This window comes from Geminisphaera colitermitum TAV2, from assembly GCF_000171235.2.
Lineage (GTDB): Bacteria > Verrucomicrobiota > Verrucomicrobiia > Opitutales > Opitutaceae > Geminisphaera > Geminisphaera colitermitum.
In genome coordinates this window covers 1-25,213 of record NZ_ABEA03000202.1, presented here as the reverse complement: position 1 = coordinate 25,213, position 25,213 = coordinate 1, and the positions used below count along the sequence as shown (strand labels likewise).

Genomic DNA, 25,213 nt, shown 5'->3' with positions numbered 1-25,213 from the left:
AGAAATCGGAGGGGGGGGATGGGGTGGGTTGAGGTGGAGGGTGAATTGATTTTTGATTTGAACAGCGAAGGCGCAAAGGCGCGAAGTAAGGCAAGGAAGGGAGGTTAGGTAGGCTTGCGGGAGTGTTTGTGTTTTCTTCGCGTCTTTGCGCCTTCGCTGTTCAAATCAGTTTTCGGTTTGAAAATCGTGATTTAAGATTCGCTTGATGCCGTGTTTAATGAGGGGGACGTTGAAATTGATGAGCAGTCCGAGCGGAAAATGGAGGAGTTTGATGTAGGTGATAAGTTGCGCTTCGTGAACAGGGAGCACGGATTCGACGGTCTTGAGTTCGATAGTGAGTTTATTGTTGAGTAAAAGGTCGAGGCGGTAGCTGTTGGCGATGAGGTGTCCGCGATAGGTGAGCGGCATGGATTTTTCTTGTTCAACTGTGATGCCGTTAAGCGAGAGTTCGATTGCCATGCATTGACGGTAGGTACCTTCCAAGAGGCCCGGACCAAGTGTTTGATGCACGGCAAATGCAGCATTAACAGCCGCCGTTGCAAGGTGTTCAACCTCTTGTGGAACAAGGACCGTTCTCATTTTGTATTTCTTCGCGTCTTTGCGCCTTCGCTGTTCAACAAAGGCATCAGGCGTCGAGGAATTGGACGTTGAGGGCGTTGTCTTCGATGAACTGGCGGCGGGGCGGGACTTCGTCGCCCATGAGGAGGGTGAAGAGGGCGTCGGCCTTGGCGGCGTCGGCGACGTTGACTTTGAGGAGGCGGCGCTTGGCGGGGTCCATCGTGGTTTCGAAGAGTTGCTTGGGGTTCATTTCACCAAGACCTTTGTAACGTTGGATGGAGAGGCCTTTGCGTCCGTTGGCGCGAATTTGCGCAACGATGTCGAGGGGGCTGTGGAGCGGTGTCTGGACTTCGCTCTTCTGGCCGGCGTTTTCGGTGAGGACGTAACGGGCATTCTCGGTGGTGCCGAATTGGTTGATGTCGAGTCCGATGCGGGCAATGGCCCGGATGAGCTTGGACATCTCGGTGGACTCGAAGATTTCGTGGATGGTGATGCGTTTCGCGGTGCGCGCGTTGGCGACAGGCGTGGGGGGGGGGGGGGGAGGGGAGGCGGCGGCTTCGCCGGAACGTCCAACGTCCAATGCGGGAGTGGCGGGAGGAAGGTCGGTGGTGATGCTGCCGTCGGGTTGGAGGGTGGAGCTGGCGCTGGCGTCGATGAGGTCGTGTTTTTGTTCGAAGGCGTAGCGGGCGGCTTCGTCGTGGAGGAATTCGTGGTTCTCTTGGTTGCCTTCGCGGATGCGGGCTATGTAACGGGGCAATTCCTGCGTGGTCTTGTCGTGCTGGTCGAGGTAGTCGGAGAGCGAGGCACCGTAGCGGGTGACGCTGCCGCCGAGTTTTTCGAGGGCGGAGAGGTTTTCGACGATCTGGTCGATCTGTTCTTCGTTGAAGTTGAGGTTGTCGCGCAGGCGGGTGAGGATGACGTCCTCGGAGCCGAGTTCGAGGAGGATGCGGTTCATCTGGTCGTCGTTATCGACGTATTGTTCGCGTTTCTTGCGCTTGATTTTGTAAAGGGGGGGCTGGGCGATGTAAACGTAACCGGCTTCGAAGAGGCCGCGCATCTGGCGGTAGAGGAAGGTCAGGAGGAGGGTGCGGATGTGGGAGCCGTCCACGTCGGCGTCGGTCATGATGATGATTTTGTGGTAGCGGGTTTTGGCGATGTTGAAGCCGCCAACGGAGTCGTCGCCTTCGCCGATGCCGGTGCCGAAGGCGGTGATCATGGTGCGGATTTCGGCGTTGCCGAGGACGTGGTCAATGCGGGCTTTCTCGACGTTGAGGACTTTGCCGCGGAGGGGGAGTATGGCTTGGTAGCGGCGGTCGCGGCCTTGCTTGGCGGAGCCGCCGGCGGAGTCGCCTTCGACGATGTAGATTTCGCAGAGCGAGGGGTCGCGTTCGGAACAGTCGGCGAGTTTGCCGGGGAGGCCGCCTCCGGAGAAGGCGCCTTTGCGGACGGTTTCGCGGGCTTTGCGGGCGGCTTCGCGGGCGCGGGCGGCGTTGAGGCATTTGTCAATGATGCGTTTGATGACCGGGGGGTTGGTCTCGAAGTACATCATGAGGCCTTCGTAGGAGGCGGAGCCGACCACGCTTTCGACTTCGGGGGAGAGGAGTTTGACCTTGGTCTGGGATTCGAACTTGGGGTCGCTGTGCTTGATGGAGATGACGGCGGCGAGGCCTTCGCGGACGTCGTCACCGGTGATTTGCGGGTCTTTGTCTTTGAGGAGGTTGTTGGCCTTGGCGTACTGGTTGATGGCTCGGGTGAGGGCGGAACGGAAGCCGGAGAGGTGGGTGCCGCCGTCGGGGTTGTGGATGGTGTTGGTGTAGCAGAGGACTTGGTCGTTGTAGGTGTCGTTGTACTGGAGGACGACTTCGACGTGGATTTCGACGGGTTTGTCGTCGATCTGGCTGCGAACTTCGCGGGTGATGCGGATGGGCCTGGGGTGGAGGGCGTTTTTGCCGGTGTTGAGTTGGGTGACGAATTCTTCGACGCCGTTTTTGTAGTAGTAGGTTTCGGGTTTGGGGGTGGCGGGGCGTTCGTCGGTGAAGACGATTTCGAGGCCGGAATTGAGGAAGGCGAGTTCGCGGAGTCGCTGGCTGATGCGGGCGGCTTGGAAGACGGTGGTTTCCTTAAAAATCTCGGGGTCGGGTTTGAAGGTGATGTAGGTGCCGGTGCCGCGGGCTTTGCCGATGACTTCGAGTTTTTTGACGGTTTTGCCGCGCTCGAATTTCATGTGGTGGACCTGGCCGTTGCGGGAGACTTCGACTTCAAACCATTCGGAGACGGCGTTGACGCACTTGGCGCCGACGCCGTGGGTGCCGCCAGAGAATTTGTATCCGCCCTGGCCATACTTGCCGCCGGAGTGGAGGGTCGTGAGAACGAGTTCGACGCCGGGCAGACCGCTTTCTTGGTTGATGTCCACGGGGATGCCGCGGCCGTTGTCGCGGATGCTGATGGAGCCATCGACGTGGATATTGACTTCGATGCGCGAGCAGTGGCCGGCGAGGTGTTCGTCCACGGAGTTGTCAAGGACTTCGGAGACGCAGTGGTGGAGGGCGCGTTCGTCGGTGCCGCCGATGTACATGCCGGGTTTTTTGCGGACGGCTTCAAGGCCTTTGAGCTGGCTGAGTTTGGAGGCGTCGTAGTCGCCTTCGATGGCTTGGTTGGCGACGAAGGGGGCATCAAGGGCGGTGGGGGCAATGATGCCGGCAGAGGCGTCGGAAGTGGAGGTGGGGGCGTTTTTCGGATCGGTTTGGTCGGACATGTGAAGGTGGTTGCGTGTGTGAAAGGGAATGGAAAATGAGTTGATATCTGGATGGATGCAGGACGGCGGCGGGCTGGCCGAGTTGTTAGGAAATGTAAGGGAAAAATAGCATCGGAAAACGCGGGTGGCGACAACCCCATTTTTTGAGGGCGTTCACAAATGCTGATGATCGGTGCGTGGGAGGGGACGAAGAAGGACGTGAACAGGCCCTAATGAAGAGCTAATGGGGTTTGGCGAGGGGGCGAGGCTGTTCCGTCGCCGCTTTTTGTTCTCCCGAGAACCGTGATGCATCTTTGCTTGAACTCCCCGAACAGGAAAAACCGACCCAAAGAGCAGTAGGGAGGTTCTAAAAATTAACCAAAGAGATACAAAGATACAGAGGAGGGGGTTCTTAATTTTGTATCTTTTTTGAGTAAAATAGGTTCCTTTACTTTCTCTGATTCGGTGAACCTTTATGCCTTGGTATCTCCGTGGTTAATAATCTGTTGTTTAGGAGTTTCCAATAAACCTTCTCGGGTGAAAATTATCCGCTTAGAAGACAGTAGATTGCGCAATTGGAAGGAGAATCTTTCATTGCTTTTGGGCTCTTTGCTGATCAAAAAACCCAATTTCCCTAATGCCCGTAAGCCTGCTTCCTGTGACCAAACCAACCACCACCGACGAACAAGCCTTTCTCAATACCCACCCCCCCGCCAGCGTCTGGGGCGAGCCGTCCCTCGCCACCTGAGAACACTCAGATTCATCGCGCATGGAAGTCTGTTACGTCCCCACGCTCAGCGCCCACTCCGCCGATTGCCGTCGGTTGTTTGATCTATGGCGGTGCTACGGGCGGAACACGGTCCATGTTACCCTTGATTTCAGCTACTGCGATTTCCTGCGCCCGCAGGCGGTGGCCTTTCTCGGTGGGCTCGTGCGCTTGATCGAACATCGTGGCGGCTCGGTGAGTTTTCTCTGGGGCACGCTCAAGCCCGCCATCTGGGCCTGCCTGGCCCAAAACGGCTTCATGCAGGCCTTCGGCGGACCGCAGGGTCCGTGGCAGGGAACGGCGGTGCCCTATCTGGAGCATCGCGCGGCGGATGCAGCCGCCTTCGATGCCTACGCTCGCGGACGTTGGCTCGGGCGCGGCTGGGTTGACGTAAGCCCCGAACTGGTGTCGGAAGTGGTTGGCAACGTTGGCGAGATTTACGTCAACGCCTTCGAACATGCGGATTCGGCGGTCGGCGTGCATGGATGCGGTCAATTGTTTCCCAAGTTGGGTATTTTGTCGCTCACGCTGGTGGATTTCGGTGTCGGCATCCCGGCCAACGTTCGCCGTTTTCACGGCGCGGCCACTGGTGAAGTGTGGCGAGACGGCAGGCGTTGCTTGGAATGGGCCTTTGCCCGGGGTAACTCGACCCGCTCCGGGCCGGTGAGCGGCGGATTGGGGTTGGATACCCTGCGTGAATTTGTGGTTGCTTCCCAAGGCAGCTTGGAAATTCATAGCCACGAAAGCCGGGCCATTTTGCGAAAAGAACGCACAGAATACGCAGTCTTCCCCGATTATTTCGAAGGAACCATGATCACGATTCGACTCCGAAGCTCCCCCGGCTATTATGATCTTGGCTCGTCCCGTGCTACCTTCCATCCGTTTTGATTCCCTTTGTTCCTCCTATGACCATACTCTCCGTCAAAACCATCGTTGGTGAAGTCTGCATGACCCGCGAAGACGGCCAGAAACTTCACGACCACTACCGAGGCCTGCTCGACGCAGGCGAAATGGTGAAGCTCGATTTTGCCGGCACGACTACCTTCGTATCTGCATTTTTCAACACGGCAGTGGGGCAACTCTTGCGCGACTATACGCGCGATCAGCTCAAGACCAGGCTGCTGTTCGCCAACGTCCCCGCAGCCGCGACGCGCCCTTTGCAGCGTTCCATTGAGCAGGCGGAGCGCTACTACTCCGACTCCAATTACCGCGCGACGCTGGAACGCGTGCAGGCGGAGCAGTCCGAACTGGTCTAGGCGTTTCAGGTGGCTGTCAACCTCACAGTCCAGGCGCAGGTCGTTGACTTGGCAGCACACACGCCGGTTGCGGGAGAATCCTACTTGGTAGATACAAATGTCTGGTGGTGGGCATCCTATGTCTTCGCTCCGGAGCTGGCGGAGACAAAGAAGCCGAAGCATTACCAGCTTTCAGTTTATCCGAATTTTCTGAAGCGCGCGAAGCTCGCCGGAGCGGCTTTGCACTGGTCACCTCTCTCTTGGCCGGAATTGGCGCATCACATCGAACGAACAGAATACGAGATGGCCAAATATTACGGTTCACCCGATGCCGATAATCCCAAATCCTATCGACACAACGATGCTGTTGAACGGGCACGCGTGGTGCGGGTCATCGCTGATGCTTGGGCGGAAGTCGATGCGCTCGGCTCCCAATTGGGCGACATGGTCATGTCGTCGGCGTCCATCGAGGAAGCGGCGACTCTGCAAAAGGAGGCCGAACTCGATGGCTATGATCTATTCTTGGCCCTAGCTCTTCAGAAATCGGGCGTGACCGGCATCGTTACAGATGACGGTGATTTTGCCACGGTTCCGGGGATCAGGATGTTCACCGCGAATCGAAACGTGCTTAACGCAGCCCAATGATGTCGTATTTGAGGCAGAAAGCATGGTCCAATACGTGGTGAGGTTTGGCATGTGGCAGGCGGTTTCGGGGCTTACGTGTTGAAATGCGGACGCCGCTGTCTTTTCTGCTGCGTTAGTGAATCGCGATCCTAATGAAACTGATCAACCAGAGGCAGAACCAGCGCCGGAGTCTGTTTACCCGGAGTTGAGAGATGAAGAGACGGGGGCGGTGCGGGCGGAGGACGAGGATGGCAGGGGGGGGGGGGAGAGGGAGAATGTTGATGCGGACAACGTGGACGAGTGGGAGGACGAGGAGGATGAGGCGGCGTCGGACATCGCGCCGGGCGAGCGGCCCATGGGGTTTTTTGACCATCTGGAGGAGTTGCGATGGACGATCGTGAAGTGCGTGGTGGCGTTCGGGGTGTTTGCGGCGGGGATTGGTGTTTTTTTGCGGCAGGCGAATCAGGTGTTGTTGTGGCCGTTGCACCGGGTGCAGGCGGAGAACGCGGCGGTGGAACTGGACTTGGGCACGCGGTCGGTGATGGAGAGTTTTACCATCGTCATCCAGATGTGCGGGCTGGGCGGGTTGGTGATGGCGCTGCCGTTCATGTTTTTCTTTGTGGGGCAGTTTATACGGCCGGCGCTCAATGACCGGGAGGTGCGGCTGGTACTGCCGGTGTGCCTGTCGGCTCTTGGGTTGTTCGTGGTCGGGGCGGGGTTCAGCTTCTTTTTTCTGGTGCCGAGCACGATCCGGGTGTCGGTGGAGTTGAATGAGTTGTTTGGCTTCGTGATGCGGTGGACGCCAGAGGCGTATTACAGTTTGCTGCTGTGGCTGGTGCTGGGGGTGGGGGCGGCGTTTGAATTTCCGTTGTTGATCGTGGTGTTGGTGTGGATGGGGGTTTTGAGCACGCGCAGGTTGATCGGATGGTGGCGGCACTCGTTGTTGGTGATTTTTATCATTTCGGCGATCGTGACGCCGACGCCCGATCCGGTGACGCAGACGGCGCTGGCGGTGCCGCTCTACGGGCTTTACTGGCTGGCTGTGCTGGTGGCGTCGCGCGTGGAGAAGCGGCGGGCGGCAAAGGTGGCGGCGGAAGAGGCGGGGGAATCGTTGGAGTGATGAGTGCGTCCAACAGCAGCAGATACAGGGTGCCGGATGCGATTCGGCGGGAGCGGGCGGACAAGGTGCTGGCGGCGGCATTTCCTGAACTGAGCCGGGTGGCGTGGCAGCGGTCGTTTGACGCGGGGTTGGTGCGGCGCGCCGGGCGTGTGCTGGACAAGAAGGACGAGGTGCGGGCGGGTGAGGTGTTGGAGTTTTCACATCCGGAAACGAAGCCGTCCGAATTGCGCGCGGCGGACATTCCGCTGGAGATTTTGCATGAGGACGAGCACTTGCTCGTGGTGAACAAGGCCGCCGGCATGGTGGTGCATCCGGGCGCGGGCACGGGCGATGATACGCTGGTGCATGCGTTGCTGGGTTACTGCGCGTCAACGGGGGGGGGGGGGGGGGAGGGGAGAAGTGGACTCAGCGGCGTGGGCGGGGTGGAGCGTCCGGGGATCGTGCATCGGCTGGATCGGGAGACGACGGGGGTGATCGTCGTTGCCAAGACGGACGCGGCGCACCGGGGGCTTTCGGAGCAGTTTGCGGGGCGGCATTTGCACAAGGAATATGTGGCGTTGGTGGCGGGCGTGCCGCGGCTGGCGAGCGGGACGATTGACCGGGCCATCGCGCGTCATCCGGTGCATCGGCATCGTATGACGACGGGCGAGGGGGGGCGTCCATCGCGGACGGACTGGGTGGTGCTGGAGGCGTTCCCGCCGTGGGCGGCGTTGGTGAGGTGTCACATCCACACGGGGCGCACGCATCAGATTCGGGTGCATATGAAGTCGATCGGCCATGTGCTGCTGGGCGATGCGACGTATGGGTGGAAACCGGACCCGCGTCTGGAGGCGCTTGATGCGATGCCGAGGCGGGTGATGCTGCACGCGGAACACATCCGGTTTCAGCATCCGGTCACGGGGCGGGAGTTGGTAGTGCGCGCGCCGCTACCGGAGGATTTTGAGGAGATGTTGCGGGCGCTGCGGGCGGGTGACGTATAGCAGATGGTGGAAACGACTCCATCGTGAGGATGGATCGGGTGACGTGGTAGCCGGTTTGGATTTCGTGCGGAGCGTTGGTGTGCGGGAGCGGGTGCCCGTCGGGGGCGCAGACTGTGTGCCAGCGTCCGGGCGGGGCAGGCGGTTGCGGGACGAGATGGGTGAAGGTCCATGTGCTGACGTTGTCGAAGGTGGCGCGGTAGCGGTTGTCACCGGTAAGTTGATACATCTGCCAGAGCGCGGCTGCGGTTTCGACTTGGGGCCACCACCAGACGCGGCGGTCGATGGCGGGGCCAGCCATTGGCCCCAGGTAATAAACGGCTCCGTCGGGACTGATGCCGTCGCGGATGAGGGCGCGGGCAATGGTTTGGAGGAGGGGGAGGATGTCGGCTGACGGGAGGCCGAGGGCGGTGTTGGCGGCGAGGAGATAGGTGATGGTTTCGGCGTTCTGGCCGTAGAGGGTCTGGTTGTTGATGGGGCGGGCAAACTCGGCGGGCCGCCAGTCGCGGGCGAGCGCCCAGCGGACGTGTCCTGTTTCGGTGGATACGAAGCGAGGGATGAGGGCGTGAAGTTCGGCGAGCCGGGCGCGGATGAGCGGGTCTTGCGGTGTGGCTTGGAGGAGGCGGGTGAGGGCGAGGAGAAGGTGGAGTTGGGTGGGAGCGTGTTTGCGGGAGGATTCGTGGTCGCGCAGGGTGTCGTTGAATGTTGAATACGTTACAAAATATCCGCCGTGTTCGGTGTCGTGCGCGAGTGGGTCTAGTTGAGTGAAGAGTTGGCGGGCGAGGCGGAGGGCCTCGGGTTTCCCGGCGAGGGCGTGGATGTCGGCGAGGAGGATGATGATCCAAGCTTGAACGGCGGTGGAGTTGGCCGGTGTTTTTTCGAGTTGGGGGATCAGTGCGGCGCAGCGTGAGTCGAGCTGGGCGCGAAGGGTTGTTTTGATTGTGGGGTTGGTTTCGCGGGCGAGGGAGACGGCGTGAACGTAGAGGGCGCGGAGGCGAAGCGTGGGGGTTTGTTCCGCAGGGGGTGTTGTTGTCCACCATGGGAGGACGTCACGTGTGAGGTGCGCGCTCCAGCGTTGGAGTCCGGTATCGCGGGAGGGGGGGGATGCCGGTGCAAGGTTGCAGCATAGGCTGGTTGCAACGATCAGGTGGAGCAGGCGGCGGTTCACTCGGTGCTGCCAGAGGTTCTTTCTTTTTTGAGCAGGAATTCGCCCTTTCCCAGTTTGGAGTCGTCGGGCTGGGACTTGGTGCTGGCGGCGGACCACCATTCGGACCAAAGCCGTTTGTCAGTGGCGGGCAAATACGCAGTGTGTCCGTCGAGAAAGGCGACGTTGATGCCGTTGCCTCCTCCGTGGCGGGGGGGCATGCGACGGGAGGAATTCCATATGGCATTCCAGCCGTCCCATATTAACGGGGTGCGGGAGGGGACTTGATAAAATGAGTCGAAGTTGCCGGCATGCAGCAGGCCGTTGGTGGAGCTGTTTGGGTCTTTTATGGCGTGCGCACTATCTCCGTGGGTTTGCAGGCCGTAGTCGGGGATGCGTCCGGGTTCGTCGGCTTTGACACTGGAGTTGGTCGGGATGGCCATCGGACAGATTTCCGTTTTTTCGAAGATGAATTTGGGGCCGGGAGCGAAGATGTAATTGGGGCCTGGTTTGTAATAGCGGCGCAGGAGAAGAATGCCTTCGGCGTTGTGATCTTCGCTCAAGGGATGGGTGTTCTGCGCTGTGCCGGGGGGGCCGTGTCCTTTGAACTCGTTGCGATACATGGCATGTGCTTGCGCGAGGGTGCGTAGGTTGGAGAGGCATTGTACGCCGCGGGCACTGTCGCGGGCGCGTCCAACAACGGGGATGATGATGGCGGCAAGGATGCCGATGATGGCGATAACGACGAGGAGTTCGACGAGAGTGAAAGCCGTCTGCCGCCAGCATTGCGAGTTGGACAGGCAGGGGTGTTTGTCGGGGTGCGAAATCATGGCCGGGGGGGGGGGGGGGGGGAGGTGCTCAGGTGTTGCGGTGGCGAAGCGCGATGATGGTAGCAAGTGCGCCGAGGGCGAGAATCAAGGCGTGGGTCGCGGGCTCCGGGACGGTGCTCAGGACTACGTCGTTCCATGTGGTGCCGATGCGGATGTCGTCAAAATAGTAGGTGTCGGTGGAGAGGCTGTTGGTGCGCAGTTGCAGGCCGTTGAAGGCGGTGGAGCCTCCAGCGGTGGATGTGATAGTGGCCACGATGCTGGAGTCCGTTGAAGTGAGGTCGGCGGCAGTGGGGTTGAGCCAGGTGGTGGTCGTTTTGTAACTGAAGTTGCCACCGCCTGCATCCTCGGCCCATCCGCTGAAACGCACGACGACGAGGTAGGTGGTGTTATATTGCAGGTCGGTTGTAATGGTTTTGTTTTGGTTGTTGACTCGCGCACCGGCCTTGGTGGAGGAGCCGAGGAGCAGTGTGTTGTCCGATGCCGCGGTAAAAGTGCCATCCCGTGGTGACCAACTTGTGAAGTGGTTTGCGGTGATGGTGCCGTCCGCGTTGTTGGCTTGGACGACTTGGAAGAGCATGCTCACATAAACGTCCGCACCGTTTGTCACGACGGACGTGATATCGCGCGTGCCAGCGGAGGTGGCGTTTGCTCCGGAAACCGCGAGGGATTTGCCGCCGCCATACGTGAAGTCGCCGAGTGTGTAGGTGAGGAGTTTGTCGGCGATTGAGGTGGTGGCCACCTGCGAATCCCATGCACCTTTCCAACCGGTGCCACCGTCTTGGGTTTTGAGGGATTCGGCCAGGGTGTAGGAGTCGAAGTTGTCGTGCGCGAGCAGGGCGGCGCGGGCGGTGTCGGGCAGCCAGACAATGGCGGCGAGGCTGGCGAGGGCGAGGTGGAGGATGGTTGTTTTCATGGGTTTGGATGCGGTGGATTGCTGCGTTGTGGGTGTGGGTTGCGGAAAGGGTGCGTCAGGTGGTGGTGGCGGCGCAAAGGCGAGGTTTCTGAACTCGTTCAAATTTCTCTGAAACCGGTAGCGTTTGCTTGATGGTGGTAATGCTGCGCGCCTGCGCGGTACGGACGTGGCTCATGATGGTTTTCACGCGGGCGAGAGCGGCAGGGCGGTCGTGGTGGATGGCGAGAAGCCGGTCGGCAATGGCGTGGCTGGTGGTGGCGGGGTCTGTGATTTCGAAATACCAGTCGCCGAGGCCGACGTCGGTCCACATCTGGCCCTTGGTGGTATCGCTGGGCTGGCGAACGAAGATCGTGGGTGTGCCGACGGCGAGCGCGAAGATAGGCGAGTGGTTGTCGAGGCTGACCACGGTGTGCGCGCGGGCGTAGGTGGAGCAGGCTTCATCGGGCAGCCAGTAACCGGGACGCCAGACAACTTTGTCGCGGACATCTTCGGGGAGGTTTTGACGGATGAGGTCGCGGCCGAGTTCGACTTGATAGGTCATCTCGGAGCAGACGAGGACGCGCAAGCCGGTGGCGCGCACCCAGCGGGTGATGAGGGCACGGAGTTTTTCCATGTCGGCTTCGCGGTGGCGGGCGCTGACGAGGGCGCGGCCTTCGTCGCGCGGGGTGGGCCGGGTGTCATGGGTTTCGTGATACGGGGTGAATCGAAGGCGGGGAATCACGCAGATGAATTCGCGGTCATGCAGGTCGTGATTGCGGAGGAAGGTGGCGGCGGCGGTGTCGTCGCGGAGGTCGATGGCGAAGGCACCGTCGGGTGCGAAATCGAGGCGGGGCTGGCGGAGGTTTTGCGCGCGGAGGTAATCGAGGGTGAGGGTGTCGCGACAGAATACAAACGAAGCGGATTCGAGCACGCGGCGTTCACGGGCGGCGAGGTGGGTGGGGGGGAGTTGGGCAACGAGCGCACGCTGGCGGGCAATGGTGTCGCCTTCGTTGGGAATGGCCTGATGGGCGGGACCGGCGCCGAGCGGGTCGATGGTGATGGCGTAGATGCCATAGGGTTTGCCGTGCGTGAGCCGCGTCCAGGCTTCGAGATGCGGGAGGGCGACGATGCCGGGCCCCGATCCGTGTATGAGGAGATCGGCTTCGGCGATGGCATCGGCAAGCGCGGGCGTCGTCGGCAGGCCGGTGGCAGGGTCGATGATGCCGTCGGCGATGTGGAGTCGGGGGAATCGGCGTTGAAGCATGGGGCGCACACCGCGGTCGAGCAGGTCGGGCCAGAGGGTAATGATGGCGTCGGGGAAGTTTTTTTCGAGGAGCGTCAGGACACCGGGCGAGTGTCCGATGTCGCCGATGTTAACGGTCTGCCAGGAGGATCGGAGCAGGAGGTGAAGCGGGCGCTGTGCAGGCGCGGCGGTTGTGATTGGGGGAGACATGTCGGCGATGGCGGCGATCATGCGCGGAAGCTGGAGGGGGGGGGAGGGGGGGGGCAAAGGGCGGGAGGTTGAACCCGTTCAAAAATGGGAGCGCTACAGGGGGAGCATTGCCGGGTGTTGACTTCGTTCCCATTGGAAATACGTAGAGAAGTCATGCAGACTACATATTCTGTGACGGAGGCGCAGGCGAATCTGCCGCGTATTATGAAACAGGCGGAGGATGAGATCGTGACCATCGAGCGTCATGGCAAAGTCACCGCTTATGTGTTGGGGCGCGAACGCATGGAGGCGATTGTGGAGACGATGGAGTTGCTGGCGTCGCAAGATTTCATGCGAACGCTGAAAAAATACCGGGCGGGCACGCTCAAGATGAAGCCGTTGTCTGCCGCCAATGTATAAGGTGCGCATTTCCGAGCAGGTGGAGCATTTCTTGCAAACGATGGCTCCGGGTCCGAAGCACAAGTTGCGCGAGGCCATCGCAAGGTTGGGAAAACAGCAGGGGGTGGTGCGTGCGCTGGAAAATGATTTGGCGGGGTTCTGGCGTCTTCGGGTGGGGCGTTATCGGGTGATTTTTTGTTACGTTGAACCAATGACGATCGACTGCGTTTTTGCCGAGGAGCGAAAGCTGGTTTATGAGTTGTTCAGCGCATTGATGAGAGAACAGCTTGGACGGGAGTAGCTGGCATTCACTCCGCCAGTTCCACGGTCGTTGTGAGGGCGAACTCCGTGACTGGGTCACGGGTACGGATGATGGCGGTGGCGTGGTTGGAAATCGTGCGGGCGCGGAGGGTGGCGTCGGGGGCGGATTCGATACGGGTTTCAATAGGTGTGGAGGTTTCCCACTTGAGGCGAACTTTGCCGATCTGGAGTTCGTTTTCGAGTTGTTTTACCAGCGCATCGGGGGCTTCGCCAGTGTGCCAGCGGAAGAGGGCGATGTCGGGTTCCTTGAGTGTAACGGTGTCTTGAATACGCATGCGGGTGGCGGTCCACTCGACGCGGCGTTTCCAGAGGGACGCACGGGCATAGCAATGGCTGGCATCGACAGTGATGTCGCCGCCATCGGCGTCCATGCGGTGAACGGTGATGGGAGCGGGGCGATGAGCGGTGTCGAGAATCTGGCCGGAGCGGGCAAGCCAGTCGCCGGTCATTTGTTCGGGAGCGAGATCGCCGATTTGCAGGACGTTGTGGCCGGGGACGCCTCGATACCGGGTGGTGAATTGGGGCGTGGCGTAATTGAGTGCGCCGGCTTCGATGAGGAGGGCGCGGTTGCCGATGATGAAATTGACATGGCCGCGGTCCTGATGGTCGTGGCGGTCGCCGGCATCGCCGCCGCGTATCCAAACTCCGGATGCTGTTTCATCGTCCCAACTGCTGCGCCAGTTGACGCGGGTGGCGTCGGGATACACGGCGAAGAGTGGCGGCGGCTGGGCGAGGGTGTCGGGAATCGTGGCGGCGATGAGGGCGTCAACGTGGTCGCCGGCAAGGCGGCGGGTTCGTTGTGCCCAGAGCGCATGGGGGTTGCCGGTGTTGACGGTGATTTCGCTAAAGACGTTGCCAAAAATGCCAAGCTGGCCGCGAGCGCCGTTGAGGGTGTCGAAGGCGTTGATGAGGAAGCCGCCGGGTTGGATGTGGTGTGCGAACCAGGTGCCGGTGTGGGCGAGGAAGGGGTGGGACAAGGCGCGTTCATCACCGGTGCGAGCCATGGCGCGGGCAGAGGAGAGGAGGCCTTTGACAGTGATGGAGGCGTAGGTGAGGCCTTCGCGAAATTCGCCGCGTGCGCCTTGTGCGTCGAGTGATTGCATGAGGCAGCGCACGCCAAATTCGTAGGCATCGCGGAGGGAGGGGGGGGCGTTGTCTCGCCGGGCGCCGCGATAAAGGCTGGCGCGAATGAGGCCTTCGACGGGCAACACCCATTGGTTGCTGGCGGGGTCTGGTTTTTTGACGAACCAGGGACGGCGGGCGTGCCAGTCGTCGAGGATGGTGGCGATCTCGCGGTCGAGCAGGGCGTCAATCGCGGTGAGCAGGCTGGGGGGAATCTCGTCGGGAGGGAGGAGGTCGAGGGCGTCGGCGATGCCGCGCAGGTGCCAGCCGGTGCCGAGCCAGATGCCGTCGCCCGCGGGCGGGAGGGGCTTGGCGCGGGCTCCGCCAAGGGTCCAGCCGGGGCGTTGCAAGGGGCTCCAGGTGGTGAGTTCCGCGAGTTGGGCGAGGAGGCGGTCGCGGAGCGCGGTGTCGTGAGTTATCCGATACGCGGCGGCGAGGCGGGGGAGTTCGATGGAGAGAACGCCTCCAGAGTCGGCGTCGTACATGGCGAGGGCAAATGTCTCGCGGTTTTCAGGGCTGGCGTTGGCGACGGTGGCTTTGAGTGTAATGCGCGAGGTTTCGATTTTGGCAATGGAATGGACGCGGCGGATGATCGGTTTGGCGGCGTCCGTCCGGGCGCGGACGATGAGGTTTTCACGCAGTGCGACGACAGCGGGAGTGGTGTCGCTGGCGGCGCGGTCAAGGAGTGTGCTGGTTGGCTGGCGGGGCAGTTCGGCCAGAGGGACCGCTGGCAGTGGCGTGGTGATGCAGACTAGGGTGGCTAGTGCGAGACAACGAGAGCGCATGGCAGGGGGGGGGGGGAGGGAGGCGGCTTCGCCGAACGTCCAACATCCAACGTCGAACGTCCAACATCCAATGTCAGGGGACGGTGGCGGTGAGGGTTGTGGTGAGGGTGAGGTGCTGGATGGGTTGGGGGGTGCTGACAACGAGTGTTGTGTGCGGATTTTCGGTGCGACGGAATTTCAGCGTGTGATCGGGGTGCGTAATCGCCTGGACGGTGATGGGGGCATCGGCGGTGATTTCGAGTTCGATGGCGGCGGTGTTGAGGATGTCTTCACCTTGCGGGCGTGGGAGGTCGGGGTTTTGCCAGGGGCCGACCCAGGCGGGAAAAACGATGCGGCCAGCGGGGATTTTTATGCGGTGGCGGTTGGGTGCGAGTTGTTCGATCCGCGCAGGCTCGGCGGTGGCGAGGTGCCAGCGCCAGGCGGGGGTGACGGCGGGTGCGTTGGGACGTGTGGCGATGGTGTCGGTGACACGAAGGGTAGCGGGCGTCCAAGTGGCGCTGCGGGTGGCGTCGGAGAGGGCGGGATAAACTTTTCGCAGATCGATGGAGAGGTCGCCGCCAGTGGCGTCGTGGCGGGCAACGGTGATGGGCGCGGGGGCGTGGGGGGGGAGGGTGTCGCCGTCGAGCGTGAGGACGTTGTGGCCGAGGGTGGAGTCGTAGTCGGGGCGTTTGCGTTTGTTGGCGTAACCAGGGGTGCCGGATTCGATGAGTATTGGGGTTCCAGATACGATGAAATTGATGTGGCCGCGGTCGTGGTGGGTATGGAAATCCTCCGCGTCGCCTCCGCGTATCCAGAGTCCGGATGCGTCGGGAGCCCAGGACTGGCGCCAGATGAACATGTGCGAGCGTTGGAAGAGGCCGGCGGTGGGGAGGGGGGGGGGGGGAGGGAGGCTGCGGGAGGAGGAGGCGAGTTCTCCGAGGGCGAGGAGGGCAAAAAAGTTTTGGCGGAAGCGTCCGGTTTCGCGGAGCATGGTTTGCGCAAAGGCGTGGCTGCCGGAGACAGCGGCGAGGTGGGTGAGATCGGTGATGGCGAGGTTGCGACGTTGGGCGTTGAAGCCGTCGAAGGCGTTGACGGGGTTTTGGCCGGGTTGGAAGTAAAGGGCCATCCAGTTGGGGAAGTTTTGGAAGAAGGGTTGCCGGGCGAATTGGGTGTCGCCGGTTTGCCGGGCGTAGTGGCGGGCGAGTAGGAGTGAGAAGCTGGTCCAGGCCATGCCGTAGGTGTGGCCTTCGTTGAGGGAACCGTCGTCACCGGCAAGAGCGAGGCTGCGGCGAAGGCTGTCCTGACCGAGTTGATACGCTTCGGGGAATTGGTCGCGGCCAAGGACGGCGGCGGCTACGAACATGCCGCTGGCGGGGACAACCCATTGGTTGGAGGTGACTTTCTGGCTTTGAACATACCAGGGGATTCGGGCTGTCCAGTCGTGGTGGGTGCGGCGGATTTCGTCGGCCATGCGCTGGCGGACGGCGACAAGGAGGTCGGATGGAAGTGCGTCCGTGGCGGTGGGGTTTTGAGGGAGGATGTCGAGGGTGATGGCGAGGGCTTGCAGCAGGGTGCCGGTGGCGAGCCAGACGCCGTCGCCAGCGGAGGGGAGGGGGTCTTTGCGAGCGGAGAGGGTCCAGCCGGGACGTTGGAAGGGGGTCCAGGTGGAGACTTCGCGGAGTTGTTTTTCGAGGTGTTCGCGGAGGGCGGGTTTGGTGGTGAGGCGCCAAGCGGCGGCGAGGAGGGGGAGTTCTTCAAGGAGGGTGCGGGCGGCGCCCATGTCGGAGGAGGCGAGGGCAAATTTTTCGGCGTCTTCAGGACGGTTGCGGCGGCGGAGTCCGTCGCTTTTGTTGCGGGTGTCGGTGGTGCGCCCGGCGGCGGGGTTGGCGGCGGTGGCGGCCATGTGATCGAGGGAGCGGGCGCGGACGAGAATGGGACTGGCGGCAAGGGAGTCGGCGCGAGCGAGGATCGCTGTCACTTCGGGCGTGTCGAGTTGGTCGCGCAGGGCGTCGATGCGCGCGGCAAAGGAGGGGGCGGCGGCGGGTGGAGGCGTGGAGTGAACGGCGGTGCACACGGATGCGAAGAGGGTTACGCAGGCAAGGAGGGCGGGGAGGCGGCGCGGGGCGGAGGTGTTCATGGAGTGGAGAGAGGAAATGCTGGCTGACTGGTGTTCAATTGCACGATTTTTGAACTCGTTCAAAGAATCAGGGTTGGCGGGCTGTGATTGGTGGGTTTTGTATCAGTGGCATGAGCAAGTTGCCCGCCCCAGTGCGCCCTACGTTGCAGGATATCGCGGATCGTTCGGGTTTTGGTCGCGCCACGGTTTCGATGGCGTTGCGCAATCATCCGGACATTAAGCAGGCGACGCGGGATTTGATTCGCAGGACGGCGGAGGAGATGGGGTACCGGCCCAATCCGATGATCGCGGCATTGATGACGCAGTTGCGGGAGCGGCGTCCGGGGCGGAGGGGGCATGCGAATGTGAGGGGGGGGGGGGAGGGGGGTATTGCAACGGGGCGGATCGCGTTGGTGAGCCGGTTTGGACAGGCGATTCGCAGGCGGCAGTTCAAGGATTCGTTTTATCGTCCGCTTTACGATGCGATCAGCGAGAGCGCGGAGGGGCAGGGATATGGGATCGATGAGTTTTATCTGGGGGAGAGTCCGGTGTCGGATGCGCGGCTGACACAGATTTTGCGGGCGCGGGGGATTCAGGGGGTGTTGTTTTTTCCAGGGGCGGATGCTCCGGATATGGAATTCCCGGAGTTGGACTGGCGGTATTTTGCAACGGTGTTGATCGGGTTCAATACCGCCCATGAGGGGCTGCATCAGGTTTGTTCGGATTACACCTACGATTTCGAGTGTGCGTTGCAGCATGTGCGCGCGGCGGGTTTTAGGCGTATCGGATTGGCTATTACAAATCGCGTGGATGCCTCGACGAATCATGCATGGGGTTCGCGGTATTTGTTTTACCGGCACGGAATCCAGGCTCGGGACCGGTTGCCGCCTCTGTTTTCGTCCAAGGAGCATTTGGGACAAGAGGAGGTGTGCGAGTGGTTCGAGCGCTACAGGCCGGAGGTGGTGTTGTCGGCGGGGCGGGATGTGCGCGATATTCTGATGGGAGCGGGTTATCGCGTGCCAGAGGAGGTGCGGGTGGTAAATTTGGTGCAGCGCGGAGAAACGGGGTTGGCTGGGATTGATCCGCATACGGTGGAGGTGGGGCACGCGGCGGTGGATTTGCTGGTGTCGTTGTTGCATGGCAACCACTTGGGTCAACCGGCGTTTCCGCGGATGGTTTCGATCCGGGGACACTGGGTGGAGGGGGCGTCGTTTCCGGAATGAGGGGGGGGGGGGGGGCGGTGCTCCGCCCTCTCATGCAGCAACTTTTTGTTCGCAACATAGAGTCGGGCGGAAGTGTCGTTTCCCGCCTGGGAAATGAGGTGATCTCCTCATAGTTCGTGTGTTATGAGATAGTATGTCCCGGATTAGGCTCGCTGCTGATTGGGGTTTAGCCGGTTGCGCGTGTTGACGGAATGAGGCGCAAGGATTGGGTTACGGGCGATTCTTCCGGCCAGCGTTTTTCTACCACACTGTCTCATGATGCCATGCGCCCCAGTGGTCCGTCTTGGACCGTAGCGGGAGGGGAGCACGGACCGGACTCTACCACGTCCAGACCAGACTGACTCAGATCATGGAAACCGTTCTTTATCTCATAGGTGCGACGTTGCTCGTCGTACCCTCGTCATCCCTCGTGCGCGGCAGGCACAGGTTGGTGACTCTTTCGCATGTGTTGGAAAACAGTTCCTTTTTCCCACATTTTTTGACGCCTCTCAATGTGAGTGATGGCCTGCGGGCCTGGCTTGGCACGGCCCTCATTTGCCACGAGGGCAGAAGTGGCGTGCTGCCGTTTTTTCTCGTCGGCATCATTTTGGGGTTGGGTGTGCTGTTGCAGCATTGCTTCGTGCGCGATGGCGATGATTCGTTGCCGGCTCCAACGGCTTATCTGGCCGGCATGGTCTTGGGATTTCTGCCGCCGTTCAATGCCGCCATCGCATTGGTGGTCGCCGTAACCATGGCGCTCGCATTGAGGCAGTTATACGCGTTTCACCTGGCGGGCGCGGTGTGCATTCTGGTGGGCGGACTTGTCATGGGCGCGCCCAGGTTGGAGGTGGCGTTGATGACGTTGTTGTTCTGCCTGCCCGTCGCAGTGGCGCTGTTGTCCAGACGTTCGCTGGAGTTGCGCGTCAAGCATGTCAGGCACGGGAGGAACGAGGGAGCATTTCATTCGCCGGTGCGCGATGTCGCCATCCCGGCGAGTGGCCGGGAGGGGATTCACAAATCTTGATTTTGCAGGGGCTGATGTCGCCATCAAAGCCGTCGCTCCCCCCCGGCGGGCGGCGGCGTTCAGTCGGCATCACTCCGCACTACTGCGAATATTTGATGACCGGCTTGTTGGTAATCGTGCTGCCGGTGGCGATAAATTCCGTCTGGTCGCGCCGGATTACCGCCGGGTAACGCTCGCCGGCTATGGAGGGCAGTTCGCTGATCGCTTTGCCCGGTCCCACGAGTTGGTCGAGGGTCACCATGCTGTCGCCCGTCCGGATGAAGTGGAGTTGCGCGGCATCGGCGAGTTGGCGCAGGTTGCGGATCACGCGTTTTTCCTGGGCATCGCTGTGGTCGCTGGTGAACGAGGGCAGCGTCATCAGACCGACAAGGACCACGATCATGCCGATGAGAAGAAGTTCGACGATCGTAACGCCCTTGGTTGAACGAAAACTCGTTTTTTGAATCACAGGAATGGCTGGCATAATAGGCTCTGGATTTCCCAGCAGTGAGCAGCCTGCCCCCCCACGCCGCCATCCCAAAGTGTGGCTGCCGTTGTAAAACATACCCGTTGCTCTAATTTTTTTTTGCCTGGGCCTGACGCGAGGTGAGGCCCCGTACGGCACCTGGCCTCTCTGTGTAAAAGTCAGCACAAAACCGCTTCGTCCTGATTTCTGCCAACGTGCGCAGGCAAAAAGGGATTGTTATCCGCGGGCAGGAAGAGTGTTGTCAGCACTTCCTCCCTATGAAGAAAGGTCTGATCGTTCTCGAATCTCACGCGTTTGAACTCATTTACGGCGAAGAAATGCTCGCTGAAATCGCACACCGCGTGCAGTTGCTCTCCCCCCGTCCCCTGACCAAGGCGGAACTGGGCAGGAATCCCGCCCTCCTGCGCGACGTCGAAGTGATTTTCTCCGGATGGGGCGCCCCCATGATGGACGCCGCCTTCCTTGACGCCGCGCCCAAGCTTCAGTCCGTTTTCTACGGAGCCGGGTCCATTCGCGGATTTACGTCCGAGGCCTTCTGGAAGCGTTCGATTCTGGTCGCCAGCGCCTACGCGATGAACGCCATCCCGGTGGCGGAGTTCACCCTCGGCGCGGTACTCCTCAGCCTCAAAAACACCTGGCGCTACGCCCTCGGGGCCAATCGCCTCGGCGCGCATATGGAGCGCGTCCCCTGCGCCGGCGGCTACGGCAGCAAAGTCGGCCTCATCTCGCTCGGCATGATCGGGCGCCTCGTGCGCGAACGCCTGCGCCCCTTCGATCTCGACGTGCTCGCCTACGATCCGTTCGTGACGCAGGCGCAGGCCACCGCGCTCGATGTCGAAATGGTGTCGCTCGATGACATTTTCCGCCGCTGCGACGTGGTGAGCCTGCACACGCCCTGGCTTAAGGAAACCGAAGGCATGATCCAAGGCCGCCATTTCGAACTGATGAAAAACGGCGCAACTTTCATCAACACCGCGCGCGGCGCCGTGGTCCACGAACCCGGCATGATCGACGTGCTCACCAAGCGCCCCGATCTCACCGCCCTGCTCGACGTCACCTATCCCGAGCCGCCGGTGGCAGGTTCGCCGTTTTATACGCTGCCCAATGTGGTTCTCACGCCGCACATTGCCGGTTCGCAAAATCGCGAATGCCGCCGCATGGGCCGCCTGATGATCGACGAGTTCGACCGCTGGGAACGCAATGAACCCATGAAGTGGGCCATCAGCGAGGAGAAGGCCGCGCTGCTGGCGTAGTGGGTTGTCAACTACGCCGAGCCCAGTTCCTCGATCAACGCGCGCACCTCGGCCGCGGCGCGTCCGAGTCCGGAGGTCGCCCAGTCGGTCGCCGGATTTTCCGGAGGCAGTTCCAGCGTATCCAACGCCAAGGCATGGGCGGCCAGGATCGCGTTGCGATGTCCAGACGTCCGGGGCGTGTCCAAACCAAGGGCCGCCTCGCTGGCCAGTGCGTCCAGCGCATTCATGATCACCTGTGCCACCGCCTCGTGCGCGGGGGAGATCACGCGCGCGGCTTCCTCCTCCATCTGCACCTCCTTCACCGTGTGAGGTGCCTCCGCGGGCCGTCGCACATGTAGCATCAAAACCGTGGCGATGCGTGTCAGCCGTTGCGTGGCATTGGCCAGCACGGCGGCCCGTTCCACGCGATCACGGCGGTTGCGTGGATCGCCGTAGAGTCGTCGCAGTGATGAAAACACCGTGGCGTTGGCCGACTCGGCCGCCCGCTTTGCCTGGACCAACGGTGCGTCCACCACGCCCCCGTGCGCCAGCCGGTCCACCAGTGCCGCGAGATAGTCACGATTGGCCCGCAGCGCGCCCGCCATCAGCGGCGGCAGACGTTCCCGTTCCCACACGGGCCAGAATACAATGGCCGCGCCCAGCGCCACCAAACCACCGGCCAGCGTCGCACCTGTGCGCTCCAGCGCCACGCCTGCCGTCTGAGCGCCCGAGGCTTCCATCAACAGCACCACGAACACCGTCACGAAAAACACCGCCACCGCATAGTTGCGCCGCACCAGATAACAGAACAGGAAAACGCACACCGCGATCACGCCCAACTCCACGCCCGCCGGCAGCCGCAGCCACAACAAACCTGACGCCAGCAAACTCCCCGCCACCGTCCCCGCCAGCCGCTGCGCCGCCCGCGCCCGGGTCGTCCCGTAGTCGGGTTGCAACACCACCATGATCGTCAACGGCAGCCAGTAGCCATGCGGCCAGTCGAGCAGGTAAAACGCCGTCACGCCCCCCATCAGCAGCACCGTCAGCCGCAGCGTGAATCGCAGCAGCACGCGGTCCAGGCGCGGCTTCAGGTTGATCGTCGCCGCCAGCGGACGCAGTTGCCACGTTTTCAAGTCCAGCAACTCCAGCGGAAACGCCGCCCGTTCATCCGCGCGCTCGATGGTGGGTCGCACCGCGGTTTCCACTCCCGCCAGCCGCTGTCCCAACTCGCGTAACAACTCCGCCACATGCGCGATGTCGCCTGATTTGAGAGCGGAGTGCCCGTTTTCTTTCGCCAGACCGGTTGCCCGCGTGGCGAGCAATCCTTGGGCGCGTGCCTCCAGACCGCGCAGGATGCCGTCGAGACGGCGCAGCCGCACTTCGCATGCCGCCAGATGCCCCGGCTGACGCGACACCACCGTGACCGCGATCGAGCGTCCCAAGTTGGCCAGTCCGACAAACAACGGCACCGCCGAAGCCGACAACTGACTGCGCCAGCTCCGCCGTTTGTCCCCCCCTCCCCCCCCCTCCGCCGTTGATGCGCCTTTGACCCGCGCCTCGCTTTCCTCGCCTTCCAGCAACGTGTAAACCGCACCCGCTGCCATTGCGAGCCGGGCGGCCCACAGATTGAGTTCGATCAACTGTGCCACCACCCGTTTCTGCGCCTCGGACCCCGGGGCTGCGCTGACCAGCATCCGGTCCGCCTGGTCGATGGCCATGCGCAGCGCACCTTCCGGATCACGCAAGGCGGACAGACGCCGGACCGACTGCGTATTCGATTTTTCGTTACGCGCCGTGGTTTCGTTACGATCCAGATTCTCCTCCCCCATCACCTCGAACACCCTTGCCAGCGCCAGCCAGCTCTCCGCCACCACGCGCCTCAATGGATGCTGGGCCCGCCAGGGCCACAACGCCACTTGAAGCAGCATACCCATCCCGCCGCCGGCCAGCGTGGCCAGCACTGCGGGACCCACGTGTCCGCCATGCGATTCGCCTGCCAGCGAGACAAAAAACAGCAGGGCCGACACCACTGCGACGGTCGGGCCATAATCGCTGCTCAAGTGCCGCCACAAGCCGCTCCCTGCCGCGATCAGCACCGTGCACGCCAGCATCATCGGCAACTCCCCCGACCAAGCCAGAGCCCCCAGCCCCACGCTTCCTGCCAGCACCACCTGCATGGCGAGCAGAAGGCAAAACCGGGCCCGGTAATCGCCCTTCACATCGATCATTGCGATATTCTGGGCCGCCATCCCCGCGAACATCGCCACTGACGGCCACCCCAGATGCCACGTTGCTAGGAACGAACCCATGAACGCGACCGCCGCCCGCGTCGCCCGCGCGAGATCCGGGCGCATCGCTTCATGCAGCGCCCACCGCCGGATTTCAGCCCATGTCATCCATGAGATTTTTGCCATGCGCCCGCCAGCCTGCCCCACACCCCGCCGGCACGTCACGCCGTTTTGTTGAAGTGACTTAGGGGGCGATTTTTTGCGGGTGTTTTAGAAAGCGGACGCTGCCGTCAAGATAACCAAAAGTCGCGCTGCGTTCGACCTTGTTATCGAGCACCGACGCTGCCCCAGGATTGCTGTGATGCGCGGTGTATTTGCCGGGGATTGTGTTTACCGGACTGTCGCCGCGCTGGTCCCACACAATCGGCAGGCGTGCAAAATCCGGGTCGTCCAAGCGTGAGGGCGTCAACACGCGCGTGGCGGAAGCGTCCCATGATTTGTAAACTTGCAGGTTGGCCGAGTAGTGGCACTCCCACGTCGGCGTGCTCGTCAGCGGCTGGCCGTATTGTTTGTTAATCGGGCAAATCAAGATTTGTGATTGTTCACCTTTTTTAATCAGGCCGAGGCTTTTTATGTTGCTGTCGGCGGGATCGCTTTGTCCCTGCAACAAAACCTGGATTCGGGTGTTTTCGTCACGCGTGCCGATTTTGGAACTCGGGAAATCCAGCAGCCGCCCCTTATTGTCGTTCGCTGCGAGAATCATGTAACTGACGATTTGGCGCAGATTGCTTCGGCACTGTGTGGTGCGCGCACTAAAGCGCACACGTGACACGGTAGGGAGCATGATGGCGGCGAGGATGCCGATGATCGCAATGACAGTGAGCAATTCGATGAGCGTGAATCCTGAAAAGTAGCGGGTAGGTTTCATGACGAGAGGGGGGGGGGCGGACGTTTATTCGATGGTGAGGGTTTTGATGTGAGCCTCGCTGCCGGATTGGATGGCAACGTGTTCGCGTGCGAAATTGTTGTCGCGCAGTGTGAGCGTTTCAATGGGGCGTCCCTTGGACAAAGCGCGGATGCTCACGGCAACGACATCGTCCGGTGTGGCGGGCGCCCAGCGGGTGCGGATCACTTCGAGCTGTTTTGGTGCTGGGCCGAAAACCGTGATCGCGCCGCGTGTCGGCGAATGTTTGCCGGTGGCGCAAGCCGCGAAGGTATTGTCCGTCAGTGCGATCTTGCCGATGCGTGGTAAGAATCCCTGCTGCTGATAAATGGCGAGACCGGCCTGATAGGTGTCGCGAATGGTGTTGCCGGACAGAGTGATGTCGTCGCCCGCGCAAAGGCTGACGCCGAAGCCTTCGGGGGAACCGGTGATGGTGTTGTTGTCAAAGACGATGCCGCGCGGTGTGCGTGTGAGGCCGCCGACTTGATCGAGGCGGAGTCCGGAGTCGCGGCTGTCCTCAAGGCGGTTGTTGGAAACAGTGACGCGGTCAGAGGATTGGATGGAAATACCAAAGTTGCCTGAGCCGCGTATCAGTGAATTTTGAATACGCACGTCGCGGCAGGTGTCGATGCGGATGCCGGGTCCGGCGGAGTTGATGGTGACAAGGCGCGTGATGGCGAGTTGCGTGCAACCAGCGGCGTCGAGCAGGGCGCGGTTGTGGCGGACGGGGGCTGGAGTGGCGAGGCGGAGTTGCAGGTTGCGCAGGGTGAGGCTGCTGGTTGCCACGAGACGTAAGCCGATGGCGTCGGGGTTTTGGAATACGAGCACGGCGTCGGGAAGCGCGTCGGCTCCCGATGTCTCCGGGCCTTCAATGACGATGTTGTTTTTGTCGGCGAGGAGGAGGTGTCGATCGAGCGCGCTGAAGAACGTGGCTCGGTCAGAGTGCGTGGTGTCGATGCGGTAAACTCCAGCGTGGAAAACGAGAGTGCCGCCGGTGGCAGGGAGTGCATCAAGGGCGCGTTGGAGAGCGGCAGTGTCATCGACCGCGCCGTCGCCGCGCGCGCCGAAATCGCGGACGTTGAGG

General features: G+C 61.6%; 22 protein-coding genes and 1 pseudogene. 11 read left to right on the top strand and 12 right to left on the bottom strand.

Annotated elements, in window-relative coordinates:
• Positions 1-165: 165 nt before the first annotated feature.
• Positions 166-579 carry a GxxExxY protein gene (locus OBACDRAFT_RS23500; RefSeq protein ID WP_043589482.1) on the bottom strand — a complete coding sequence of 138 codons (414 nt, stop codon included), beginning with the start codon at positions 577-579 and terminating at the stop codon, positions 166-168.
• 46 nt (positions 580-625) lie between these two features.
• Positions 626-3,313, bottom strand: a complete 2,688-nt coding sequence (gyrB, locus tag OBACDRAFT_RS23495) for a DNA topoisomerase (ATP-hydrolyzing) subunit B (protein WP_043589481.1) — start codon at positions 3,311-3,313, stop codon at positions 626-628.
• A gap of 748 nt (positions 3,314-4,061) precedes the next feature.
• Between gyrB and OBACDRAFT_RS23490 the strand changes: the two genes are divergently transcribed.
• The 5 genes from OBACDRAFT_RS23490 (at position 4,062) to OBACDRAFT_RS23470 (ending at position 8,017) form a co-directional block, all read left to right on the top strand.
• Complete coding sequence (locus tag OBACDRAFT_RS23490) at positions 4,062-4,946, top strand: ATP-binding protein (RefSeq protein WP_043589480.1); 885 nt, start codon at positions 4,062-4,064, stop codon at positions 4,944-4,946.
• Between the two features lie 17 nt (positions 4,947-4,963).
• Positions 4,964-5,314, top strand: a complete 351-nt coding sequence (locus OBACDRAFT_RS23485) for an STAS-like domain-containing protein (RefSeq protein WP_043589479.1) — start codon at positions 4,964-4,966, stop codon at positions 5,312-5,314.
• A 9-nt stretch (positions 5,315-5,323) separates the two neighbouring features.
• Positions 5,324-5,938 (top strand): hypothetical protein, encoded by a 615-nt coding sequence (locus OBACDRAFT_RS23480; protein ID WP_043589478.1) that lies wholly within the window; start codon positions 5,324-5,326, stop codon positions 5,936-5,938.
• A gap of 115 nt (positions 5,939-6,053) precedes the next feature.
• On the top strand, positions 6,054-7,037 hold the full coding sequence (tatC, locus tag OBACDRAFT_RS23475; RefSeq protein WP_043589477.1) for a twin-arginine translocase subunit TatC: 984 nt from the start codon (positions 6,054-6,056) through the stop codon (positions 7,035-7,037).
• Entirely contained in the window at positions 7,037-8,017 is a 981-nt protein-coding gene (locus tag OBACDRAFT_RS23470) for an RluA family pseudouridine synthase (protein ID WP_052362472.1), read from the top strand. Before tatC ends, OBACDRAFT_RS23470 begins: the two co-directional genes overlap by 1 nt.
• Here the strand turns inward: OBACDRAFT_RS23470 and OBACDRAFT_RS23465 are convergent.
• From OBACDRAFT_RS23465 to OBACDRAFT_RS23450, 4 genes are read right to left on the bottom strand one after another with little or no spacing between them, the layout of a single operon-like run.
• Positions 7,932-9,182, bottom strand: coding sequence for an AGE family epimerase/isomerase (locus OBACDRAFT_RS23465; protein WP_052362470.1), 1,251 nt, complete (start codon positions 9,180-9,182; stop codon positions 7,932-7,934). The two genes, OBACDRAFT_RS23470 and OBACDRAFT_RS23465, sit on opposite strands and share 86 nt — an antisense overlap.
• Entirely contained in the window at positions 9,179-9,988 is an 810-nt protein-coding gene (locus tag OBACDRAFT_RS23460; protein ID WP_052362468.1) for a type II secretion system protein, read from the bottom strand. Before OBACDRAFT_RS23460 ends, OBACDRAFT_RS23465 begins: the two co-directional genes overlap by 4 nt.
• A gap of 28 nt (positions 9,989-10,016) precedes the next feature.
• Positions 10,017-10,901: a PEP-CTERM sorting domain-containing protein gene (locus OBACDRAFT_RS23455; protein ID WP_043589474.1), complete on the bottom strand. Its 885-nt coding sequence runs from the start codon at positions 10,899-10,901 to the stop codon at positions 10,017-10,019.
• A 55-nt stretch (positions 10,902-10,956) separates the two neighbouring features.
• Positions 10,957-12,354 carry a polysaccharide pyruvyl transferase family protein gene (locus OBACDRAFT_RS23450; protein ID WP_088179338.1) on the bottom strand — a complete coding sequence of 466 codons (1,398 nt, stop codon included), beginning with the start codon at positions 12,352-12,354 and terminating at the stop codon, positions 10,957-10,959.
• A gap of 132 nt (positions 12,355-12,486) precedes the next feature.
• On the opposite strand from OBACDRAFT_RS23450, the gene OBACDRAFT_RS23445 reads away from it, so the two are divergent.
• Both OBACDRAFT_RS23445 and OBACDRAFT_RS23440 read left to right on the top strand, forming a co-directional pair.
• Positions 12,487-12,732 carry a type II toxin-antitoxin system Phd/YefM family antitoxin gene (locus tag OBACDRAFT_RS23445; protein ID WP_043589472.1) on the top strand — a complete coding sequence of 82 codons (246 nt, stop codon included), beginning with the start codon at positions 12,487-12,489 and terminating at the stop codon, positions 12,730-12,732.
• Entirely contained in the window at positions 12,725-13,012 is a 288-nt protein-coding gene (locus OBACDRAFT_RS23440) for a type II toxin-antitoxin system RelE family toxin (protein ID WP_043589470.1), read from the top strand. Before OBACDRAFT_RS23445 ends, OBACDRAFT_RS23440 begins: the two co-directional genes overlap by 8 nt.
• A gap of 7 nt (positions 13,013-13,019) precedes the next feature.
• Here the strand turns inward: OBACDRAFT_RS23440 and OBACDRAFT_RS23435 are convergent, their stop codons facing one another.
• Both OBACDRAFT_RS23435 and OBACDRAFT_RS23430 read right to left on the bottom strand, forming a co-directional pair.
• Positions 13,020-15,080, bottom strand: coding sequence for a heparinase II/III domain-containing protein (locus tag OBACDRAFT_RS23435; protein WP_232767688.1), 2,061 nt, complete (start codon positions 15,078-15,080; stop codon positions 13,020-13,022).
• Complete coding sequence (locus OBACDRAFT_RS23430) at positions 15,013-17,055, bottom strand: heparinase II/III domain-containing protein (RefSeq protein ID WP_043589463.1); 2,043 nt, start codon at positions 17,053-17,055, stop codon at positions 15,013-15,015. The genes OBACDRAFT_RS23435 and OBACDRAFT_RS23430 overlap by 68 nt, the downstream gene beginning before the upstream one ends.
• Before the next feature lie 110 nt (positions 17,056-17,165).
• On the opposite strand from OBACDRAFT_RS23430, the pseudogene OBACDRAFT_RS30995 reads away from it, so the two are divergent.
• The 3 genes and pseudogenes from OBACDRAFT_RS30995 to OBACDRAFT_RS23420 form a co-directional block, all read left to right on the top strand.
• Positions 17,166-17,321, top strand: a pseudogene (locus tag OBACDRAFT_RS30995) (LacI family DNA-binding transcriptional regulator); the annotation flags it as partial.
• 126 nt (positions 17,322-17,447) lie between these two features.
• The gene (locus OBACDRAFT_RS23425; RefSeq protein WP_232767710.1) at positions 17,448-18,257 is read left to right on the top strand and encodes a substrate-binding domain-containing protein; all 810 of its coding nucleotides are present in this window, start codon (positions 17,448-17,450) and stop codon (positions 18,255-18,257) included.
• 349 nt (positions 18,258-18,606) lie between these two features.
• Positions 18,607-19,260 carry a hypothetical protein gene (locus tag OBACDRAFT_RS23420; RefSeq protein ID WP_043589460.1) on the top strand — a complete coding sequence of 218 codons (654 nt, stop codon included), beginning with the start codon at positions 18,607-18,609 and terminating at the stop codon, positions 19,258-19,260.
• A gap of 79 nt (positions 19,261-19,339) precedes the next feature.
• On the opposite strand, the gene OBACDRAFT_RS23415 is transcribed toward OBACDRAFT_RS23420, so the two are convergent.
• Positions 19,340-19,723, bottom strand: a complete 384-nt coding sequence (locus OBACDRAFT_RS23415) for a pilus assembly FimT family protein (protein WP_043589458.1) — start codon at positions 19,721-19,723, stop codon at positions 19,340-19,342.
• Positions 19,724-19,983: 260 nt separating this feature from the next.
• Between OBACDRAFT_RS23415 and OBACDRAFT_RS23410 the strand changes: the two genes are divergently transcribed.
• Positions 19,984-20,979, top strand: a complete 996-nt coding sequence (locus OBACDRAFT_RS23410) for a hydroxyacid dehydrogenase (RefSeq protein ID WP_043589454.1) — start codon at positions 19,984-19,986, stop codon at positions 20,977-20,979.
• 11 nt (positions 20,980-20,990) lie between these two features.
• Here the strand turns inward: OBACDRAFT_RS23410 and OBACDRAFT_RS23405 are convergent, their stop codons facing one another.
• The 3 genes from OBACDRAFT_RS23405 to OBACDRAFT_RS23395 form a co-directional block, all read right to left on the bottom strand.
• The gene (locus OBACDRAFT_RS23405) at positions 20,991-23,372 is read right to left on the bottom strand and encodes an FUSC family protein (RefSeq protein WP_043589499.1); all 2,382 of its coding nucleotides are present in this window, start codon (positions 23,370-23,372) and stop codon (positions 20,991-20,993) included.
• Between the two features lie 58 nt (positions 23,373-23,430).
• Positions 23,431-24,114 (bottom strand): type II secretion system protein, encoded by a 684-nt coding sequence (locus OBACDRAFT_RS23400; RefSeq protein WP_052362466.1) that lies wholly within the window; start codon positions 24,112-24,114, stop codon positions 23,431-23,433.
• Between the two features lie 24 nt (positions 24,115-24,138).
• A partial coding sequence (locus OBACDRAFT_RS23395) for a right-handed parallel beta-helix repeat-containing protein (protein ID WP_043589452.1) occupies positions 24,139-25,213 on the bottom strand: 1,075 nt, incomplete at its 5' end.

Excerpts from the sequence above, each read along its gene's own strand:
- OBACDRAFT_RS23415 (WP_043589458.1), bottom strand. The coding sequence starts at position 19,723 with ATGCCAGCCATTCCTGTGATTCAAAAAACGAGTTTTCGTTCAACCAAG.
- gyrB (WP_043589481.1), bottom strand. The coding sequence starts at position 3,313 with ATGTCCGACCAAACCGATCCGAAAAACGCCCCCACCTCCACTTCCGAC.
- OBACDRAFT_RS23400 (WP_052362466.1), bottom strand. The coding sequence starts at position 24,114 with ATGAAACCTACCCGCTACTTTTCAGGATTCACGCTCATCGAATTGCTC.
- OBACDRAFT_RS23430 (WP_043589463.1), bottom strand. The coding sequence starts at position 17,055 with ATGAACACCTCCGCCCCGCGCCGCCTCCCCGCCCTCCTTGCCTGCGTA.
- OBACDRAFT_RS23440 (WP_043589470.1), top strand. The coding sequence starts at position 12,725 with ATGTATAAGGTGCGCATTTCCGAGCAGGTGGAGCATTTCTTGCAAACG.
- OBACDRAFT_RS23410 (WP_043589454.1), top strand. The coding sequence starts at position 19,984 with ATGAAGAAAGGTCTGATCGTTCTCGAATCTCACGCGTTTGAACTCATT.
- OBACDRAFT_RS23405 (WP_043589499.1), bottom strand. The coding sequence starts at position 23,372 with ATGGCAAAAATCTCATGGATGACATGGGCTGAAATCCGGCGGTGGGCG.
- OBACDRAFT_RS23485 (WP_043589479.1), top strand. The coding sequence starts at position 4,964 with ATGACCATACTCTCCGTCAAAACCATCGTTGGTGAAGTCTGCATGACC.
- OBACDRAFT_RS23450 (WP_088179338.1), bottom strand. The coding sequence starts at position 12,354 with ATGATCGCCGCCATCGCCGACATGTCTCCCCCAATCACAACCGCCGCG.
- OBACDRAFT_RS23500 (WP_043589482.1), bottom strand. The coding sequence starts at position 579 with ATGAGAACGGTCCTTGTTCCACAAGAGGTTGAACACCTTGCAACGGCG.
- OBACDRAFT_RS23420 (WP_043589460.1), top strand. The coding sequence starts at position 18,607 with ATGGAAACCGTTCTTTATCTCATAGGTGCGACGTTGCTCGTCGTACCC.
- OBACDRAFT_RS23455 (WP_043589474.1), bottom strand. The coding sequence starts at position 10,901 with ATGAAAACAACCATCCTCCACCTCGCCCTCGCCAGCCTCGCCGCCATT.
- OBACDRAFT_RS23445 (WP_043589472.1), top strand. The coding sequence starts at position 12,487 with ATGCAGACTACATATTCTGTGACGGAGGCGCAGGCGAATCTGCCGCGT.
- OBACDRAFT_RS23470 (WP_052362472.1), top strand. The coding sequence starts at position 7,037 with ATGAGTGCGTCCAACAGCAGCAGATACAGGGTGCCGGATGCGATTCGG.
- OBACDRAFT_RS23460 (WP_052362468.1), bottom strand. The coding sequence starts at position 9,988 with ATGATTTCGCACCCCGACAAACACCCCTGCCTGTCCAACTCGCAATGC.
- OBACDRAFT_RS23490 (WP_043589480.1), top strand. The coding sequence starts at position 4,062 with ATGGAAGTCTGTTACGTCCCCACGCTCAGCGCCCACTCCGCCGATTGC.